General features: G+C 59.2%; 15 protein-coding genes. 5 read left to right on the forward strand and 10 right to left on the reverse strand.

What is annotated here, in order from left to right; genetic code table 11:
- Positions 1-17: 17 nt before the first annotated feature.
- The 4 genes from FIV03_RS03920 to FIV03_RS03935 all read left to right on the forward strand — a co-directional run bounded on the left by FIV03_RS03920 (position 18) and on the right by FIV03_RS03935 (position 4399).
- Positions 18-728, forward strand: a complete 711-nt coding sequence (locus FIV03_RS03920; RefSeq protein WP_158514219.1) for a LuxR family transcriptional regulator — start codon at positions 18-20, stop codon at positions 726-728.
- Positions 729-849: 121 nt separating this feature from the next.
- Positions 850-1425, forward strand: a complete 576-nt coding sequence (locus FIV03_RS03925) for a LemA family protein (protein ID WP_173013765.1) — start codon at positions 850-852, stop codon at positions 1423-1425.
- A complete protein-coding gene (locus FIV03_RS03930) occupies positions 1422-2441 on the forward strand; it encodes a hypothetical protein (RefSeq protein ID WP_152508740.1) in 1020 nt (339 codons plus the stop codon). Before FIV03_RS03925 ends, FIV03_RS03930 begins: the two co-directional genes overlap by 4 nt.
- 287 nt (positions 2442-2728) lie before the next feature.
- Positions 2729-4399, forward strand: coding sequence for an alpha/beta hydrolase (locus FIV03_RS03935; RefSeq protein WP_286202262.1), 1671 nt, complete (start codon positions 2729-2731; stop codon positions 4397-4399).
- Between the two features lie 43 nt (positions 4400-4442).
- Here the strand turns inward: FIV03_RS03935 and FIV03_RS03940 are convergent, their stop codons facing one another.
- From FIV03_RS03940 to dapB, 6 genes are all read right to left on the reverse strand, one after another.
- A complete protein-coding gene (locus FIV03_RS03940) occupies positions 4443-4835 on the reverse strand; it encodes a hypothetical protein (protein WP_022999097.1) in 393 nt (130 codons plus the stop codon).
- A gap of 131 nt (positions 4836-4966) precedes the next feature.
- The gene (locus tag FIV03_RS03945; protein ID WP_152508742.1) at positions 4967-5473 is read right to left on the reverse strand and encodes a hypothetical protein; all 507 of its coding nucleotides are present in this window, start codon (positions 5471-5473) and stop codon (positions 4967-4969) included.
- A gap of 167 nt (positions 5474-5640) precedes the next feature.
- Entirely contained in the window at positions 5641-7626 is a 1986-nt protein-coding gene (locus FIV03_RS03950; protein ID WP_173013767.1) for a VWA domain-containing protein, read from the reverse strand.
- Positions 7627-7640: 14 nt separating this feature from the next.
- Positions 7641-8564, reverse strand: coding sequence for a hypothetical protein (locus FIV03_RS03955; protein WP_152508744.1), 924 nt, complete (start codon positions 8562-8564; stop codon positions 7641-7643).
- A gap of 284 nt (positions 8565-8848) precedes the next feature.
- The gene (locus FIV03_RS03960; protein ID WP_022999102.1) at positions 8849-9469 is read right to left on the reverse strand and encodes a 2,3-bisphosphoglycerate-dependent phosphoglycerate mutase; all 621 of its coding nucleotides are present in this window, start codon (positions 9467-9469) and stop codon (positions 8849-8851) included.
- A gap of 29 nt (positions 9470-9498) precedes the next feature.
- Positions 9499-10311 carry a 4-hydroxy-tetrahydrodipicolinate reductase gene (dapB, locus tag FIV03_RS03965; RefSeq protein WP_200863749.1) on the reverse strand — a complete coding sequence of 271 codons (813 nt, stop codon included), beginning with the start codon at positions 10309-10311 and terminating at the stop codon, positions 9499-9501.
- 500 nt (positions 10312-10811) lie between these two features.
- Here dapB and FIV03_RS03970 point away from each other — a divergent pair, with 500 nt between their 5' ends.
- Entirely contained in the window at positions 10812-13568 is a 2757-nt protein-coding gene (locus FIV03_RS03970; protein ID WP_152508745.1) for an EAL domain-containing protein, read from the forward strand.
- A gap of 81 nt (positions 13569-13649) precedes the next feature.
- Here the strand turns inward: FIV03_RS03970 and pnp are convergent, their stop codons facing one another.
- The 4 genes from pnp to rbfA all read right to left on the reverse strand — a co-directional run bounded on the left by pnp (position 13650) and on the right by rbfA (position 18496).
- Complete coding sequence (gene pnp, locus FIV03_RS03975) at positions 13650-15779, reverse strand: polyribonucleotide nucleotidyltransferase (RefSeq protein WP_152508746.1); 2130 nt, start codon at positions 15777-15779, stop codon at positions 13650-13652.
- 352 nt (positions 15780-16131) lie between these two features.
- Entirely contained in the window at positions 16132-16401 is a 270-nt protein-coding gene (rpsO, locus tag FIV03_RS03980) for a 30S ribosomal protein S15 (protein ID WP_006935430.1), read from the reverse strand.
- Between the two features lie 209 nt (positions 16402-16610).
- Positions 16611-17555, reverse strand: coding sequence for a tRNA pseudouridine(55) synthase TruB (truB, locus tag FIV03_RS03985; protein ID WP_055657074.1), 945 nt, complete (start codon positions 17553-17555; stop codon positions 16611-16613).
- Positions 17556-18070: 515 nt separating this feature from the next.
- Positions 18071-18496, reverse strand: a complete 426-nt coding sequence (gene rbfA / locus FIV03_RS03990; protein ID WP_055657070.1) for a 30S ribosome-binding factor RbfA — start codon at positions 18494-18496, stop codon at positions 18071-18073.
- Between the last annotated feature and the right edge of the window lie 129 nt (positions 18497-18625).

Raw genomic sequence — 18625 nt, forward strand, 5'->3', positions numbered from 1 at the left:
ATGCTTGGACAGACGCAGTGCCGCCCAGTTTGATCGAGAAATTGCCTGAAGGAATTTCTTCCAACAGTGCCTGGACAGCCAGTGCGCAATTCTTCGAATCCTTTGGCTTCGACAAGCTCATTTACATCGACCGCACGATGGCCGGTCTGTCGATGTTCACCACCTTTCCGGAAAGCTGGACCTCTCATTACCGCGCAGCCGCCTATGAGCGGATCGACCCCTTCTTTGCCTACTGCTGCACCTCGACTACTCCTATGGGGACAGGCATCGACTATCTATCGGACTACCCGTATCTGTGCGCCGCCCAGCGCCAACTCATTCAGGAAGCTGGAGAAACCGGCATGCGTGCCGGCATGTCCTGTATCGTGCGGCAAGCCGGCCCTGGTGGAGCTGGTGGCTGGAACCTCGGTTCAAGCCTGCCGCGCCACGAAATCGAGAAGATATTTTCAGAACATGCCGACCTGCTCCGCCTGACAGCCTTCTTTGCGCACCAGCGCCTGCAGGCTGCGCTGGAAAACGAGCACAGGGACATCGCGCTGAGCCCGAGGGAAAAGGAATGCCTCCTTTGGGTCGCGCAAGGCCTGCGCAGCAAGCAGATTGCAGACAAGCTCGGCCTCAGGCCGGTTACCGTCGAACTCCATCTCAAGAACGCCCGCACAAAACTTCGCGCCGCGACCCGCGAACAGGCAATTGCCATTGCGCTGCTCAACGGGCTGATTTCCCCTTAGTCAGGAATGTGGGAAAGGTGTCCTGTGCCTTTCACGTGTTCAAGCTCCCTTAAATGGGAGAGGGCGCGTGTCACCCCAACTGTTCTGTTGTCGTCCGGACATGGGATTTCCGGAGACATACATGACGACGCTTTTCATCCTACTGAGCATGAGCCTTGGCGGGTTCGTCTACCTGCAGAACCGCCTGGCAGCGGCCAGAAATGCCGTTGCGAACGGGCGTTCCGGCATTCAGGTTCAACTCAAGCGGCGGCATGACCTTGTTCCCGGGCTGGTGAGCGCGGTCCGTTCCGCCATCCGTCAGGAAAACCATGTCTTCGACCGTCTTCTGGAAGTACGGGAGAAGGCGATTGCGGTCAGGCAAGGCCGCCTGGAAGACATCGAACGGGCCGAAGGCGACCTGACCGCGGGTTTGAGCACCTTCCTTGGTTACACGGAACACCATCCTGATGTGACTTCGACGGAGAACATCCTTCAACTGCAAAAACAGCTGGAGGAAACCGAGGACCAGATCAGTGCCGCACGCCGGCTCTATAACGGCAATGTGGATCGTTACAACACACTGCTGGATGCCATCCCTTCGTGTTGGGTCGGCTCGCTCCTCGGCTTCGAGCGGGCAGCGTTTTTCGCACTCGATGCAGACCAGTTGAAATCCGCTGGATCCGTACCGCCAATCGACCTGACAAGAGCGCCGTCATGAGTGGGCGCGTCACGCACTGGGACCCGATCAAGGGTGAAATCTCCGTGGAGACCCCCGATGTCTCCGACATCCGATCCGGAGTTGTTCTGCCGGCTCCGGTCCGGCGCATGCTGCCGATAGGGGCGATCCTTGCCCTTCTGTGGACCATGGTGCAGGGCTTCTGGACGGACGGCTTTCCGTTTGTGCCTGTTGCGGTCACGACCGTGATGTTCGCGCTCATGTTTCTGGCGGGGGAGCTTGAAAACAGAGACGGCCGACAGCTGAACCGCCGGGTCGAACTCGCACGCAGGAAAGGCTGGAGCTACACCGGCAAGCTCATGGAGCGCGTGCGCGAATTCGGCACTGTCATGACATCGGACGGCGCGGATCGCCGAACGCACCTGGTCAAATCCGAAAGGGCGCTTGCCGTGGAAGACCGCGTCCCGGAACTGACCAGGCTTCAGGTCGGGTCCTTTGTCGGTGCCCAATTCGATGGCGAATTCTGGGGCACAAGCAGCAACGACGGATTGCCGTTCTGGCTCGCAATCGGTGCCATGGAAATGGAAGCCGGCCTTGCGGCGAATCCTGCCCTGAGGCGTGACGCCCGTGGCGGCCGAGGGGGCTTCGGCGTGTTCTACTCCCTCCTGGGCGCTTACAAACTTGGCCGCAAGACAGGCGTCCGGGCTGCAGTTCGACCGGAGAACCTCTTCCACAAGGGCCCTCTGGATCGGGACATCAAGACGGAGTCCATCGCCTTTAACGAGGCATTCCATGTTTCCTGTTCAAACGGTGCCGGAGCGGATACGGACCTTGCCGTTCTCAGCATCCTGACGCCTGCTACTCAGACCACCCTGCTCGATCTGCTTCAGCGGTATCATACTGTCGGTTTCGTGGTTGACGACGATGTCCTGTTCTTTCTGGCGCAGGACAAGCTTGTCGGTGCCAACGCGCATCCGGACCGGGTCGATGCACATCTCGCCGACCTGCTGATCGAGTTCGAGGCCGCAAAGTTCTCTCTCAAGAATACCGTCGAATAGGGGCACTCGGCATGAAACGCCGCTTTTGCAGCCAGACCCTATGGATTTTCATAGATTTGCAACGGCGGCTTTCTGCTGCAGTCTCGCGGCGGGCGTCTGCAAGGGGAATTTTGACACATTGGGCAGATGTGGTTCTGAGACGAGATCTGCGCATGGAAGCAAAATACCTACCGAGACCTGACGGGCCTTCGCTTTATTACCGTCATTGGCCCGTCAACATGACGCGCCGTCTCTATTCGGGAAAGAGAACCGTTTTCCTTGGCCACAGCCAACCAACGCATTCAGGAATGCTGCAGCCACTCGCGGCCGGATTCCGCGCCTCCGGCTGGGACGTCCACTCCGGTGATATCCGGGGACACGGCAAGAGTTTCGACAAGACCTCGGTTGCCGGGCATCTGGATCCGCGAGACGGCTGGAAATCGGCTGTAGAAGACATGCGGCACCTGCTGCAGCGGAGCTTTGAGGACACGCCCTGGCAGGACCGGTTGATCGTCGTTCCCAATATCACCGCCCTGCTGACCCTGGAAGTCATGAAGTCCTGGCCGGACCTTGCACGGCACATCGTGTTCATCTCGCCGCCGCCCAACCAGAAGACGCTGGCCCTGTTCGGCAAGACTTTTGCCGAGGTTCGCATCCGCCTGAAAGGGGCGGATACGCCCGACGAACAGACCCTGCACCATCTCTATTCCTTCCTTGGCGCGCACCTGAAGGATCGCAGGCACCTTGCCGATGTCATGAGTACGGATCACCGCGTCATTCAGCAGGTTCTGGAAGACCCGCATGGCTGGCCGACACCGACACCCGCATATTGGAAGCAGATTTTCGAAGGCATGCTCAGTGCGTGGTCTTGGCCGCGTGACGCTCAGATGAAACCAGGCACGCGGTGCCTTGTCGTCTTCGGCGGCGAGGATGCAATGCTCCGCGACGGCGGTTTCCTGCCGCCCATCCAGCGCTTCCTGTCGCGGATAGGCATCGAGGACGTAGCCTCCGAACGTGTCGACGGAGCCCGGTCGGCGCTGTTTCTGGAAGAGGACAAATTCTCAATCAGCGGACGGATCCTGGACTGGGTCCAGAAAAACAGGCGCCCTGAGGCCGATATCAGTGAAGTCGGCGTGGAAGAGCTTGCCTCGGACATCCTCAACCGGATCAGCGAAACCGGCGCACGGCAGCTGGAGCCGGATGAACTTGTCGAGCTCTGTTACAACGCGATCGACGACGACAGCCGATGGACGGAAATCATCTACCGGATGATCCATGAGGCGGAACTCTCCGGGAACGTCAACGAGGAGGAATTGCACGAGCGCATCAGCCGGCTGATGCCGCACTGGGAACGGGCGTTCAATCTGAACAAGCAGGTCATGATGAGCGCGACGCTCGGCGTTCTCCTGGAAAGCGTGATCGAGCGGCTGCAGATCGGTGTTGCCCTGCTGGACAGGCAAAACGACCTCCTGCATTGCAACGGCGCCTTCGAAACCTCGCTCTCGGGCCTGTTGCCGCAGGACGACGCTTGTCAAATTCAAGAAACCGCGAAGACGCGGGTAAAGTCGCTTCTGGTAGAAAACGAAGCGGCAGTCATTTCTCGCCAGAACGGGGAAAGACTGATTGTCCACGAGGGCAAGCCTGTCGGCTTTCAGTTTTTTCCTGCCGCCCTCAAACAGACCAGCCTTCAAAGGCACGGGCCTGCCAGCTTGTTGTTGTTGAGGGTGCAGACCGGCGAAGACACCTCCGAAACCCGAAAGACCCTGATCGAACTGGCCTATGGCCTGACCGGCAAGGAAGCGGAGATTGCCCTCGAGATCGCCGAAGGACGATCGCTGGACCAGATTGCAGACAACCAGGGCATTCTGGTCAGCACGGCACGCGGGCATCTCAAGAAGAGTTTCCAGAAGATCGGCGTGCACAGTCAGTCGGAGCTTGTGGCCCGGCTGATGGCCGGGCCTGTCGGCTGGTTGAAATAGACCGTCCGCACGCATTCCATTCGGGAAGTTTTCGTACCGCCTGTCACCTGCCAGCAGCGTAGACGGAACATCCCTGCTTCAAGGCGGCGCGACGGTCGCTCTGGCACTCGCAGGAAGGGGTGATCCCCGTGCCGGTGAGGCAGGAAACGCCTTTGACGTAGCAACCCTGAGCGCGAACCACCACCCTGTGGTTAAACCGGGTGCCATCGAACTTGGGATATCCTTTTGTTACTCGGGCCATGGAAACGGCAAACCGGCGGCCATGGCTGTTCCTCATCTTGCCTTGCCAGTTTACCCAGGCTCTTGCCTCGGCACCGGCCCGGGTCTTGTGACCCTTGCTGAAAGCGCTCTCCGCCTGAATCGTGCAGATCGTCTTGGCCTGCGCCGAAAAGGTTGGCAGCAGGAAACTCGTCCCCAGTGCCAGAAAAAGTATCATCCAAATCTTCCGCATTTCAGTCTCCGGTCTTGTTGGCGAGACATGTCGATGACGCAAGACTGACGTTTCGATCCGGCTGAAGCCTCTCCCATTTGGGTGAGCATCAATGCGGTTCCGGCACCGGATGGCGCTTATTTGCAGACAATGAAACCAAAAGCGGGACACCCGCCGGTTTCGCAATAGGCGTCGACCGTTGCGGCCTTTCCGACGAGCTTGATGTCGCCGAAACAGGCAACGTCCGGCTCACCGAATTTCAGACAATAGGCACGGGCGGGTGCCTTGCCGCATTCGCTGTAGCGATTGTTCGCTCCCTTGAAACAGGCGAGCACCCGGATGTCCGGTTGCCCCTGCACGAAGATCGGATCGACAGACACATTGCCCGGACATGGTGCCTCGGAAAACCCGTCGAAACTTGCGAAGTCGGGCAAGGCTTGTGCACCACTGCCATTCGGCGATGCGCCGGTGTCCTCGGTACCCGAACTTGAAAGGCTGCCCGCGCCGGTACCTATGCCGGAACCGGCAGCCTGCAGGCATTCGGATGGTGGCAGGGCTACGTTTCTTGCCACCTCCGTAAACCGTGCGGGATAAGCCTGGGCGAACAGGTCCCGGGCCTCTCCCGTGGTCATCAAGCCCAGCATTGCCAGGACGTCGCATTGCGAAGACGAAACGCCTTGGCAGCCTTACCCCGCCGCACAAGCGAGGTCTTCGACACCTGGGGCCTGGACAACTGGACCCTGCGCGAAGACAGCTTCCGACAGGACCCAGGGGATTACGAAGGCCAGACAAGCACGGCGAGGACGAATCCTCATTGCGAAACCAGCTCGATTGCAAACCTGTCGAATTCGAAATGGCTCTCTTGCGACTTTGCCTTGTTCCATTGACCGGCGAGCACGCTCGGCTTGCCGGCAAGGCGCAGTACGGTAACCGGATCGGTCTCGAGGACGTAGGGACCGCCCTCCTGACCATCAGCAGCGGGCAATTCCAGTTCGATGGCAGCGGAGAGCGCACGTCCTCGCCGTTTCAGGCGCAGCAGAGCACCATCGGTCGAAAGCGATTCCAGAACCTTGTTGCCATAGGCCCTGCCCGCCTTGTCGCACACGGTCTTGACGATCTGCTTGCTGAACAGATTGACATCGAAACGCGATACTTCAGGCTTGCCTTCGGGATCTCCGGAGAGGCGGGTCAAGGACAGGTTCAGATAAGAACCGCAGCCTTTCGTCCAGATCCAGGCCATTGCGCCAATCTGGTTGTTCGTATCCTCCAGCAGCGACAACGATACGCTTTCATGGCCGCTTTGTTCATGCAGCTTGAACTTGAGACTCAGGTCGAAATCGCCGTCAGGCAGCGGCTCGTCAAGAACGAGGCGGTTTAGCGCGTTCTTGTTGTCGTAGATCGTGTCGCCCCCCAGTGCGGAGACAAACAGGGTGCCGTTTCCGGTAAACCTGGTAAGCCTGTCGGTTCCGTTCAGTGTTTGCCAGCTGGCTGCCAGCTCCGGGCCGTCAAATGTTTCCTCAAACACAAGGGTGCTGGCCGGAACGTCTTCTTCAGCTTCCGGCGCCGGTGCGGGAGGTTCCGCTGCCTTGCCTGCGTCCGCGACAGCCTGCTTGACGGCCTCGGTGAAGCTTTCGGCATTGTTGGCGGCGTAATAATTGCCGCCACCATTTTCGGCGATGCACTGAAGGGCCTGGTTCTCTTCCTGCGTCAGGTCAAACCCGACCACATGGACGCGGGTGTTGATACCCCGCTCGGCCAATGCCTTGGCCGCGGCGCATGGGTCGCCGCCGCAGGTTTCCAGCCCGTCTGAAATCAGAAGCACGTTTGCCGGCCGGTTGGAGGCGGGCATGGCGGAAGCCGCCTGTTGCAGGGCGGCCGCGATGGGGGTTTTTCCACGAGGCGTAATCGCGTCGATAACCGGCTTCAGACGTTCGGTATCGAAGTTGGAAACCGGATACAGGATCTCGGTGTCTCCGCAATCCCCCTCCCGGCGGTGCCCGTAGGCCATGAGACCGACATTGGTCTGAGCCGGCAGATCACCGATAAGACCTGTAAGCGCCTGTTTCGCGGTGGTGATCTTGGCAACACCGTCGACCTGTCCCCACATGGAGCCTGAACCGTCCAGAACGAACAGAAGGTCGCTCCCTTCAGAGGACAGGCCGTTTCCGGGAAGGTCCCCTTCCTCCATGCCGGGTACCACGGCGTCTCCGCCATTTGCAGCCTGTGTCTGCCCCGATCCAACGGTGGACCCGGCCGCTGAACCGCCCTTGAGCGTGATCTCGGAACCTGGATCCGATCTGATGTCCACACCGGCGGACTGCAGGAGATCGGACAGCGACCAGTCGTTTGTTTCGGAATAGATGTCGTTGATCTGCCAGGAACCGTCCGGCACGGATATCAGCGTGTAGATGTGCCGGATCGGCATTCCGAAGTTGGTAAAAGTCACCTGGATCCGGGCAGCGCCCTGCAAGAGAGGTGCCTCCGGATCCGGCCGGATGCTGAGATCGGAAATGCTCGCGTCCTGGGCATCATAGACCGGGTCGAATTGCAAAATCCCCTGAAGCTCCCCTTGCACAAGACCGTCAACGAGGAACTCCTTTGCGGCCGGAGCGTCGTTCAGGAGCGGCGTATCGCCGTCGTTGAACCGCTTGGAATGTTCGGCATAAAACTGCCTCACGAGGTTCTCAGCGGCGGCGACATCACCTTGCTGAGCATGAGAAGGTAAAGCTGCACAAAGGGCGAGCGAGAAAGGAACCACGAGCCGCAGTACGCGCGCCCGAGAGGGAAGAGCAGACATGGGAAACTCCGGGCTCATTGTTGCGGACGGCGGATGCTGAAGTGGTCGAACTCGGCCAGCGTTTCACCGCTGCCGGCGCGGCTGCCCTGGCCAAGCAGGAAAACCGGTTTGCCGAAAGGCGCCATACGGGCAATCCAGTTGGTGTGAACGGTCTCGAGACCGGCGGGTTTTTGCGCCCCTCTGTCCGGAACGGTCAATGTCAGGGAGGTCCGGTAACGCAACCCTCTTCTGGAAAGGGTCAGCTCAAAACCTTCTGCAAACAGGTCGGACAAGATCTGATCCCCAAGAGGCCGACCGGCCTTGTCGCAAACAGACTTGATGATGGGACCGTCAAACAAGCTGTGGTTGGCGGCGGTCAAAACCGGCTCGCCTTCCCGCATTACCGGCTGATTGGCGACAGTCCGCAGGAACAGTGCTGGGCCACACCCCTTGGTGAGCACATAAAGATGGGCTGCAATAAAATTGTCCGGACTTTCCCGAAGTCCCAGCCAGACTTCGTCGTAACCGGTTTTCGGATCGAGCTTGCCCTTGATAGCAAGATCGAAGTCTCCCTCAGGCGGCATGCCTTGCAGCTCGAAGATGTTGCTCGTATCCGCATTTCGCAGACTGTTCTTGCCGCCACTCGTGAGCGCAAGGAGGATGCCGTTCTCTACAACGAAGGTGTCCTTGTCAGCATTCAGGAGCTGCCAGTGCCCGGCCAGATCCTTGCCGTCAAACGGCTCCTCGAAGGGAAGTTCGATTGCGGTGGCAGTCGGTGCCTGGCCGCCGTCGGCTGCGGCCAGCCTGGCCTGTTCTTCAGCTGTCAGGTTTGTCTGGGCCTGCGCCGAAACCGCGCCGAGCAGAAAAACTGCAGTTGCCTGAAATAGCGAACGTCCCGATTTCCCTGATCTGCGCACCAGCTTCCGCAAGCGGGAAGAAACTTTCGTGCATTCGGCCATCTAAAAATGCTCCAACCGTGGTCGACGGCTGGAAACCTATAGAGGCGCGGCAGATCGGCCCTCCCTCAAATGGGAGAGAGACACTGAATGCAAATCATTATTCAGGACTGTTTTTGCAAAGAAATTGCCGGGGAATTGCAGACGGTACATGCCCGCTTCAAAGGCCCATTCGATAATGCCCAGGGCAACGCAGGCACCTGGCGGGCTGCAGGCTGTCTTTCAAAAACAAGTCCCGCTGCCTCTTGGAAGCAGCGGGACATGATTTTCGGCAATGCGGACTGGCCTCAGTCGGCGAGATCCTGGACGCTGACCACGCCGCCGTTTTCATCGAGGCGATAGATGATCGGCGTTCCGGTGCCCAGTTCGCGCTTCAGGATTTCTTCCGGTGAAAGATCTTCCAGATCCATGATCAGCGACCGCAGCGAGTTGCCGTGCGCGGCAACGATCGTGCGGCTGCCAGCCAGGACGCGCGGCAGAATTTCCGACTTGTAGTAAGGCAGAACGCGCTCTGCGGTCATCTTCAGGCTTTCACCGCCCGGAGGTGGAATGTCGTAGGAGCGGCGCCAGATATGGACCTGCTCTTCGCCGAATTTCTCGCGCGCTTCGTCCTTGTTCATGCCGGTGATGTCACCGTAGTCACGCTCGTTGAGAGCCTGATCCTTGAAGGTTTCAAGGCCGGTCTGGCCCAGTTCTTCCAGGATGATGTCCAGCGTCTTCTGTGCACGCGACAGATCGGAGGTGAAAGCAACGTCGAAGGACAGCTTCAGATCCCTGAGCTGCTCGCCGGCCTTGTGAGCCTCCGCCACGCCCTGCTCGGTCAGGTCCGGGTTTTTCCAGCCGGTGAACAGGTTCTTCAAATTCCAGTCGCTCTGTCCGTGACGGACAAGCACAAGAAGGCGGTCCATGCCATTCTCCTCAAGCTAAATGCGTATCTTCAAGAATCCAGGCCGAGGACATCGGCCATCGAATAAAACCCGGGCTTCTGGTCAAATCCCCACAGTGCCGCCTTGACGGCCCCGCGGGCAAACAGTTGCCGGTCTTCCGCCCGGTGAGTGAGTTCGATGCGCTCGCCCTCACCTGCAAAAATCACTGAATGCTCCCCGATGACCGACCCGCCCCGCAGGGTTGCAAAGCCTATGTCGCCGGTCTTGCGAGGGTCCATGATACCGTCGCGCGAACGGACCGAATGGGCGGCCAGATCCAGGCCCCGGCCCTGTGCAGCCGCTTCGCCAAGCAACAGCGCCGTGCCCGAGGGGGCATCCACCTTGTGCTTGTGATGCATTTCCAGAACTTCGATGTCGAAATCCGCATCAAGCGCGGCGGCAGCCTTGCGCACCAGGCTCGCCAGCAGATTGACACCCAGGCTCATGTTTCCGGATTTGACGATCCGGGCATGGCGGGCAGCCGCCTTCAGAGGTTCGTCCTGCCCTTCAGCCCAACCGGTGGTGCCGATGACATGGACGATGCGAGCCTGCGCGGCCAGCTCGGCAAACCAGAGGCTTGCCGCCGGAGCCGTGAAATCCAGGACGCCGTCAGAGGCAGCAAAGGCGGTCAATGGATCGTCGGTGACAGGAACGCCCAAGGAACCTGTTCCAGCCAGGTCGCCCACATCCTTGCCAAGGAACTCGGAGCCCTCGCGTTCGATCGCAGCGACGACGGTAGCACCCGTTGTTTCCGTGACCGCCCGCGTCAATGCCCGGCCCATTCGGCCGCCGGCTCCAACGACTACCAAGCGCATCTGCCCCATCAAGTGGCTCCGTCTTCCGCAGTAGGCCAATCGACCCCAATTCACTTCACGATGGGGGTATACCAGTTTCGCCGGGGGAGGCAAACGCCCGATCATGCAAGGGGACTGCAGCACGCAATAGAAATAGCTCTTGTCAAATATTACTATACCCAATCGCGACATTATTAATGAACAGCAAGTTAAATTGACAATAAAGTCGCAACATCTTCACCATTCCAATTCACCAAAGGTAAACCTCGAGCAGTTACGTTTAAGTCTGTAAGTGTTTTTTCTTACAATTGCAAAACGAGGACCAGGTTTCATGATACTGTGCTTATGGACGCATCGGTTCGTCACAACCAGTCTTTTCCCGAAGCTGTCCACACCCGCCACCGGGTGCCTTGTACTTGCAAGACCAGCAACAACCTGTTGTTCCAACCGAGAAGGACCCCGCCCCGCCTTGCTTCCCCTCACGTCCCATTATCCTGTCAGATGATGCCCGCCGGTTCAGGAGCGCTTCGTTGAAGGCCAATTTTTCCATTCCCTTCAGCCGCCTTGTCATGGCTCTGTTTGCGTTCGGTCTCATGGGAACGGCGATCGCACTCTTCTGGATTACGTACCTTGGCAGCCTGTCGATTGCCGAACATGAAATTGCCCGCAGCGCGAAATCCAAGGCAACGCTCGCAAGGCTCGTCTTCACCCAGCATCTGGACAAACTCGAAGCGCAGATCCGAGCGGTCGCAGCACACCCGGATATCCGGCAGGCCCTGTTGGACAACGACAAGGAGACCGCCAAGGTCATCATTGAACGTGCTTCCGAAGGCATGACCAGCGCCGTTCTGGACATTCTCCTGATCGATCGTCCGGGTGAAGACGGCTGGGTAAACGGCAGTCTCGGCCTCGTCGACCTGAGCCACCAGTTGCCGGTGAAGATACGCGCGGCCATGCCGCCCGACATCTGGGTAACTTACGCGGACCATGATTCCGATCCCATACAGATCACTGCTGCGATCTCTGTTCTGGTACTGGATTCCGATACCGGCCGAGCCCTCGGCAGGATCTACGGCGGGACGACTGTTACCGATTCCTTCTCTCTGCCGGGTGTCCTCGCCAAGGCGCTACGGGTGGAAGATATCGCCTTCTATCACCATGAGGATGTTGTGGCGGGCATGGGTGACCTGACCACGGAAGTCCTTCCCGAACGGCTCTACGCTGCACCCGACGACGTCAATTACGCGCTCAACGGAGAGAATCTTTTCGTTTTTGCTCCGTTGATGCAGGGGCTGGACGGCCATATGCTTGCGACCGTGATCAAGCAGCCCGTGGACACCCTGCAAAAGGTCGAGGAAACCTACAGCCAGCTGTTCACGCCGTTCCTGCTTTATACCGCGATACTGGCAATCGGTGCCGCGCTTCTGGTCAATCGCATCACCACGGCCGGCCTGGGCAGGCTGCTGAACTACGCGATGAGCCTGCGTCAGGACAGGGTGGTGTCGCCACCGCCACCCGGGCTGATCTTCGAATTCAACAAATTGGCGACCATGTTCCAGGCAGCGTTCGAATCCGTTCGTGACCGCGATGCCCAGTTCAAGGACATGATCGACGGCTCGATGCACGGCGTGCTGGTTCATGCCAATCATCGCATCCTTTATGTGAACGACGCCCTGCTGAAAATGTGCGGTTACACCCCCGGTGAACCCGAGCAGCTTGTCGAGTCTCCCACATTGGTGATCTATGCGCCGGAAGAGCACAGCCGGCTGCGCAGCTACTACAACATGCGTGAAAACGGCGAAGGCGCACCCCGCGCCTATGAGGTCAAGGGCATCCGCAAGGATGGCGAGACCATCTGGCTGGAGCAGCATGTTCGGTTGACGGAATGGCGCGGAGAACGCGCCTATTACGCCACCATCACAGACATCAGCGAGCGCAAACGCCAGGAGGAACTGGCAACCAAGAATGCCAATTTCGACATTCTGACCGGCCTGCCGAACCGGCGCCTGTTCATGGACCGTTTGCGCCAGGCGATCCAGCGCGGCAAGCATATGGGCGACCTGACCGCGCTGATGATCCTCGACCTCGACCGATTCAAGACCGTCAACGAAACCTATGGACCCAAGGCAGGGGACAAGGTCATCGAAACCATAGCCGCGCGTCTGACCAGGACCCTTGGTCCGGACCAGACCGTGGCCCGCATGGGCGGCGACGAATTCGCCATTATCCTGTCGAACCCGGAAGACCGCTGGCAGATCGAACAGACCGCCCGTGACATTCTGAAGGCGATCGGCGACCCGATCAAACTGGAAGACGGCAATGAAGCCGTGCTTGCCGGCAGTCTCGGCATTACCGTCTGCCCGCACGATGGCACACACGAGGAAGCGCTGCTGATGCAGGCCGACACCAGCATGCTGCAGGCCAAGGCCGATAGCGGTGCCAGTTACCGGTTCTTTGCCACGCGCATGAATGAACAGGCCGCCCGCGCAAGCCAGATCGAGATCTGCCTCCGGCAAGCCATCGACAAGGGTGAGCTGCACCTGAATTTCCAGCCGATCGTGGACTATGAAAAGAACCGCGTGGTGAGCTGCGAAACTCTGGCACGCTGGACCGATCCCAAGTTGGGCGTCGTCCCGCCGACCGAGTTCATCAAGGTGGCCGAAGACTGTGGGCTCATCGTGCCGCTTGGCGAACAGGTGCTGCGCGAGGCCTGCGAATTCTTCCAGTCCTGCAACCGCAACGGCCTGCAGCTCGACGGGATCAGCGTCAACATCTCACCGCGCCAGTGCAGGGATGCGGATTTCCTGCCTCGGCTGAGAGAAATCCTCGACGAGACCGGCATGGACCCGGCCCGCCTGCAGCTGGAAGTCACCGAAAGCGTGATGTTCGACGACCAGCGCGTCAACCCGGTTGAAATCCTGGAAGCCATCAGCAACCTCGGCATCAAGATCTCCCTGGATGATTTCGGTACCGGCTATTCGTCACTCAGCTACCTGAAGCGCCTGCCGATCGACACGCTCAAGATCGACCGGACCTTCATCATGGGCCTGGAGCGGGATGTGGACGGCCAGGCACTGGTTCAGGCGATCATTTCAATGGCCGGCTCGCTGCATATCGAAGTCGTGTGCGAGGGAGCTGAGACGCACGAACAATGCGAGCTGATACACTCCTTCGGCTGCTCGCTCATCCAGGGGTACAGCTTTTCGCGCCCGCTTTCCGGCGTCGACTTCCACCGCTATCTCGCCAAGATGAACGGCGTCGATTCTGTTGCGGCCCGGGCCGGCTGACCAGCCTTTCTCGCTTCAAGACAAACAAAAACGGGGACCTTTCGGTCCCCGTTTCATATATTGCGTCTGTCGGACGGAAGCTTATTCAGCTTCTTCCTTCTTTTCGATTTCCTTGCCGGTTTCCTGGTCGACAACCTTCATGGACAGGCGGACCTTGCCGCGCTCGTCGAAGCCCATGAGCTTGACCCAGACCTTGTCGCCTTCCTTGATCACGTCGGTGACCTTGGCAACTTTCTTCGGAGCCAGCTGGGAGATGTGGACCAGACCGTCCTTCGCACCGAAGAAGTTCACGAATGCGCCGAAATCAACGCATTTGACGACGGTGCCTTCGTAGATCATGCCCACTTCCGGCTCAGCGGCGATGGAGTTGATCCAGTTGACGGCAGCCTTGATCGCCTTGCCGTCGGCAGATGCGATCTTGACGGTGCCGTCGTCTTCGATGTTGACCTTCGCGCCGGTCTTTTCCACGATTTCGCGGATGACCTTGCCGCCCGAACCGATGACTTCACGGATCTTGTCGACCGGGATCTTCATCACTTCGATGCGCGGAGCATGTTCGCCGAGCTCGGCACGAGCCTCGGTGATAGCCTTGGACATTTCGCCGAGGATGTGGATACGGCCGTCCTTGGCCTGACCCAGAGCGACCTTCATGATCTCTTCGGTAATACCGTCGATCTTGATGTCCATCTGCAGCGAGGTGATACCGTCCTGGGTACCGGCGACCTTGAAGTCCATGTCGCCGAGGTGATCTTCATCGCCCAGGATGTCGGACAGAACCGCAAAACGGTCGCCGTCCTTGATCAGACCCATGGCGATACCGGCAACCGGTGCCTTCAGCGGAACGCCGGCATCCATCAGCGACAGCGAAGTGCCGCAGACGGTTGCCATGGAAGACGAACCGTTGGATTCGGTGACTTCGGAAACGACGCGGACGGTGTACGGGAACTCGTGATGCGGAGGCATCATCGGGTTGATCGCACGCCATGCCAGCTTGCCGTGACCGATTTCGCGGCGTCCCGGGGAGCCCATGCGGCCGGTTTCACCGACGGAGTAAGGCGGGAAGTTGTAATGCAGCATGAAGTGAGACTTCACGGTGCCTTCCAGAAGATCGATGAACTGCTCGTCTTCGCCGGTGCCGAGGGTGGCAACGACCAGGCCCTGGGTTTCACCACGGGTGAAGAGCGCGGAACCGTGTGCACGCGGCAGAATGCCGACTTCGGAAGAGATCGCACGGACGGTCGACAGGTCACGTCCGTCGATACGGGTGCCGGTGTCGAGGATCGCGCCACGAACGATTTCAGCTTCCAGTTTCTTGAACTGCTCGCCCAGAACGGTGCTTTCGACGGCTTCGCCTTCGGCAGCGTTGGTGATCAGCGCTTCAACGACCTTCGCCTTGGCAGCGTCGACTGCATTCTTGCGGTCGGTCTTGGACGTGATCTTGTAAGCGGCAACAAGCTCGCCCTCGGCCAGAGCCTTGACCTTGCCGAACAGCTCGGAATGATCCGGCAGGACCAGCTCGCGCGGTTCCTTGGCAGCGGTTTCAGCCAGTTTGATGATCGCGTCGATCACCGGCTGGAAGCCCTTGTGGCCGAACATCACAGCGCCGAGCATGATGTCTTCGTTCAGTTCCTTGGCTTCGGATTCAACCATCAGAACGGCGTCGTTGGTACCGGCAACAACCAGATCCAGCGAGGATTCCGGCATGTCGTCGACCAGCGGGTTCAGCACATATTCGCCGTTGATGTAGCCAACGCGCGCGCCGCCGATCGGCCCCATGAAGGGAACGCCGGAAAGGGTCAGAGCAGCGGAAGAAGCCACCATCGCCAGGATGTCCGGAGCGTTTTCCAGATCGTGCGACAGAACGGTGATCACCACCTGGGTGTCGTTCTTGTAGCCGTCTGCGAACAGCGGGCGGATCGGACGGTCGATCAGGCGGGACGTCAGCGTCTCGTGCTCTGACGGACGGCCTTCACGCTTGAAGTAGCCACCCGGGATCTTACCAGCGGCAAATGCCTTTTCCTGGTAGTTCACGGTGAGCGGGAAAAAATCCTGGCCCGGCTTCGGAGACTTGGCGGAAACAACCGTCGCCAGAACCTTCGTTTCGCCATAGGTCGCCATGACGGCGCCGTCGGCCTGACGGGCAACCTTGCCCGTTTCGAGGACGAGCGGGCGTCCGCCCCACTCGACTTCTACACGATGAATATCAAACATCATCTGTCCTTACAGCTTTGCCTGCCTTTGGCTGCTTTCGGTACAGCACGGTCATGGCAGACACATTCCCGGTCGGCCCCGTATGGGCCGGTTACCGGCGGACAGGTCACGGGCAAGACGACGAGCTGCTTTCGGCTCAAGACGGAAAGAAGCCGGCAATCCTGCCCCATGACGTGTCACGAGGTCTCTATAGAGCGTTCCACTCGAATTTGAAACACTCAAAGCTCTTTCGCGGAACAAAGACCCGAAGTGGATCAGTGTTTTGCCCGCAAGAGCTGCGTCCGGCAAATGCCGTCACGCAATACAAAAACGCGGCGGGTTCTCACCCACCGCGCTTTCAGGTTCTGAGTTCTTAGCGGCGAATGCCAAGACGCGAGATCAGCGACTTGTAGCGTTCTTCGCTCTTGCCGCGCGTGTAGTCCAGAAGGGACCGGCGCTGCGCAACCATTTTCAGAAGACCGCGGCGGGAGTGGTTATCCTTGCCATGACCCTTGAAGTGTTCGGTCAGGTTGTTGATCCGCTCGGTGAGGATCGCGACCTGTACTTCCGGGGAACCGGTGTCGCCTTCTTTGATGGCGTATTCCTTGATGAGCTCAGCTTTGCGCTCTGCAGTAATCGACATCGCTCTTTCCTTTCAAAGAGTGGGGTCCGTTGACCGGACACGTTGAAATGCCGGAGACCGGCCTGATCCGGACGTTTCCAGAGCCGAGATGTCGTTCAGCAAAGGATCCTTCCGGACGAATTGAGCATCAGTGCCCAATGGCGGCGGAATATGGCGGAAAACCTTGCGAGAATCCAGAGGTTTCTCAGGTTTTTTCGCCACACCCGAATTTACAGGTGAAACACCCTGGTCGGCTGGAACCGGCCCTTGTCAATTGAGCCGATGGCGACCGGCACGCTGGCGTGGCTGGCAAAGGCGACTTCCGTGTTGAGCGGTGCATCGCGGCCGCGCAGCAACACGGCCATGCCCTTGCGGATTTTTGCCGCGTCATCGAGCGAAACCGGTACCTCGATCAGATTGTCCATCGCCTCGCGAACCGGCAGGACGAACTCCTCGACCAGCGCCTCGACGCCGGCGCCTTCCTCAAGTGCCTCGGATGCTTCCAGGATTTCGTCCAGCCCGATCAGGTCGTCTTCGCCGAACGGCCCGACCAGCAATCTTCGCAGTTCGGTAACGTGACCACAGGTGCCGAGACGGCGGCCGAGGTCGCGGGCGATTGCCCGCACATAGGTCCCCTTGCCGCATTCAGCCTCGAAAACAGCCCGGTTCTCGTCCGGACATTCGACCAGATCCAGCCGGTGCACGTCGATGGGCCGGGCTTCCAGCTCGACCTCTTCGCCGTCGCGCGCCAGATCATATGCCCGTTCACCGGCGATCTTGATGGCGGAGAATTTCGGCGGAACCTGCATGATCGTGCCGACAAACTCACCAAGAACTGCCGAGATTTCTTCCGCATTCGGCCGCACGTCGGACGTGGCAACCGCCTCGCCCTCGGTGTCGTCCGTGTTGGTTTCCACGCCCCAGGTCACCTCGAAACGGTAGACCTTGCGGCCATCCATGACGAAGGGCACGGTTTTCGTGGCTTCGCCGAAGGCGACCGGCAGGAGTCCGGACGCGCGCGGATCCAGTGTTCCGGCATGACCGACCTTTTCCGGCGAGAAGATCCGCTTGATCTTGCCGAGTGCGTCGTTGGAGGTGATGCCATAGGGCTTGTCCAGCACAAGCCAGCCGTTGATTGCGTTCTTTTTTCTTTTGAATTGTTTTTGGCGTGCCATGAGTGCGTTTCAATACGATTGCAATTGTTTTTCGGCGACAAACGAAAAACTGACTGTCGGACCCACCATCCATACGCAACAGCAAGACCCTGAAGACATCAGCTTTCGTCAGCGATCATTCTTGAGTTTTTCAAGTCTGTTGTGGTCACAGTAAGTCATCTGGTTTCCAACTTTATGCGTCTGATGGAGCCAATACTGCCACCAACTCAATCTCTGCATTTGCAACCGGCATACCATCGTTTAACAGCACGCCCGAAACCTCAGGCGAGAGGACGCGTGGAACGGGAAACACGACACATGCAGAGGTCGCTGCACCAAGTGCGATTGCTGCGATAGTTCTGAAGAGCGCCATCTTCTTTCACATCAAGTGACTTGCCGACACGGCACACATTCAAGTCGACCGGCCAGACAAATTCAGTTTTCCATTTCCCGGCGAGGCTACAATTACCGAGGGCCAAGAACTCGGATTCACGCAATTTCAAATTGAACCGTGAATTGTGGTTTCAACGCGGCAATCAATCCTTGGCTGGGTCGCCGTCCTCTTCGTCCGCGTCGAGATCGCGGGAGACTTCCGGGGAATGCAGCAGCGTGCCGATGCGGTCGTCGTCGTCGAACCTGGTGTCGAGAACGAAGCGCAGGTCCGGCATGTATTTCATGGTCAGCCGGCGGGACACCTGGCCGCGCAGATATTTGGCGCTGCGGTTCAGGGCCTTTTCGACATTTTCAGCGTTGACACCCCCAAGCGGCATCACCAGGCAGGTGGCCAGGCGCAGGTCCGGTGTCATGCGCACTTCGGGGATCGTGACGATCACCCCGTCGAGATCGGGGTCGGAGAACCGTCCCCGGGTCAGAATATCGGACAGCTCCTTGCGGACCGTCTCGCCAACGCGCAACTGGCGCTGGGAAGGGCCGCGGCTGTCCTGTCCGTGTTGTCTTGCCATTGTTGTTGTTCCTGCATCTCTGGCAGCGCATTCCGTCCCGACGTATTCGGGCGCCGTTGGCGGACCGGTCCCAGCGATCCGCGCCATTACCGGGCCTGAAGCGCGGACGGTGGCGAGACCATCTGGATG

Source organism: Labrenzia sp. THAF187b, assembly GCF_009363375.1.
Taxonomy (GTDB): Bacteria; Pseudomonadota; Alphaproteobacteria; order Rhizobiales; family Stappiaceae; genus Roseibium; species Roseibium algicola.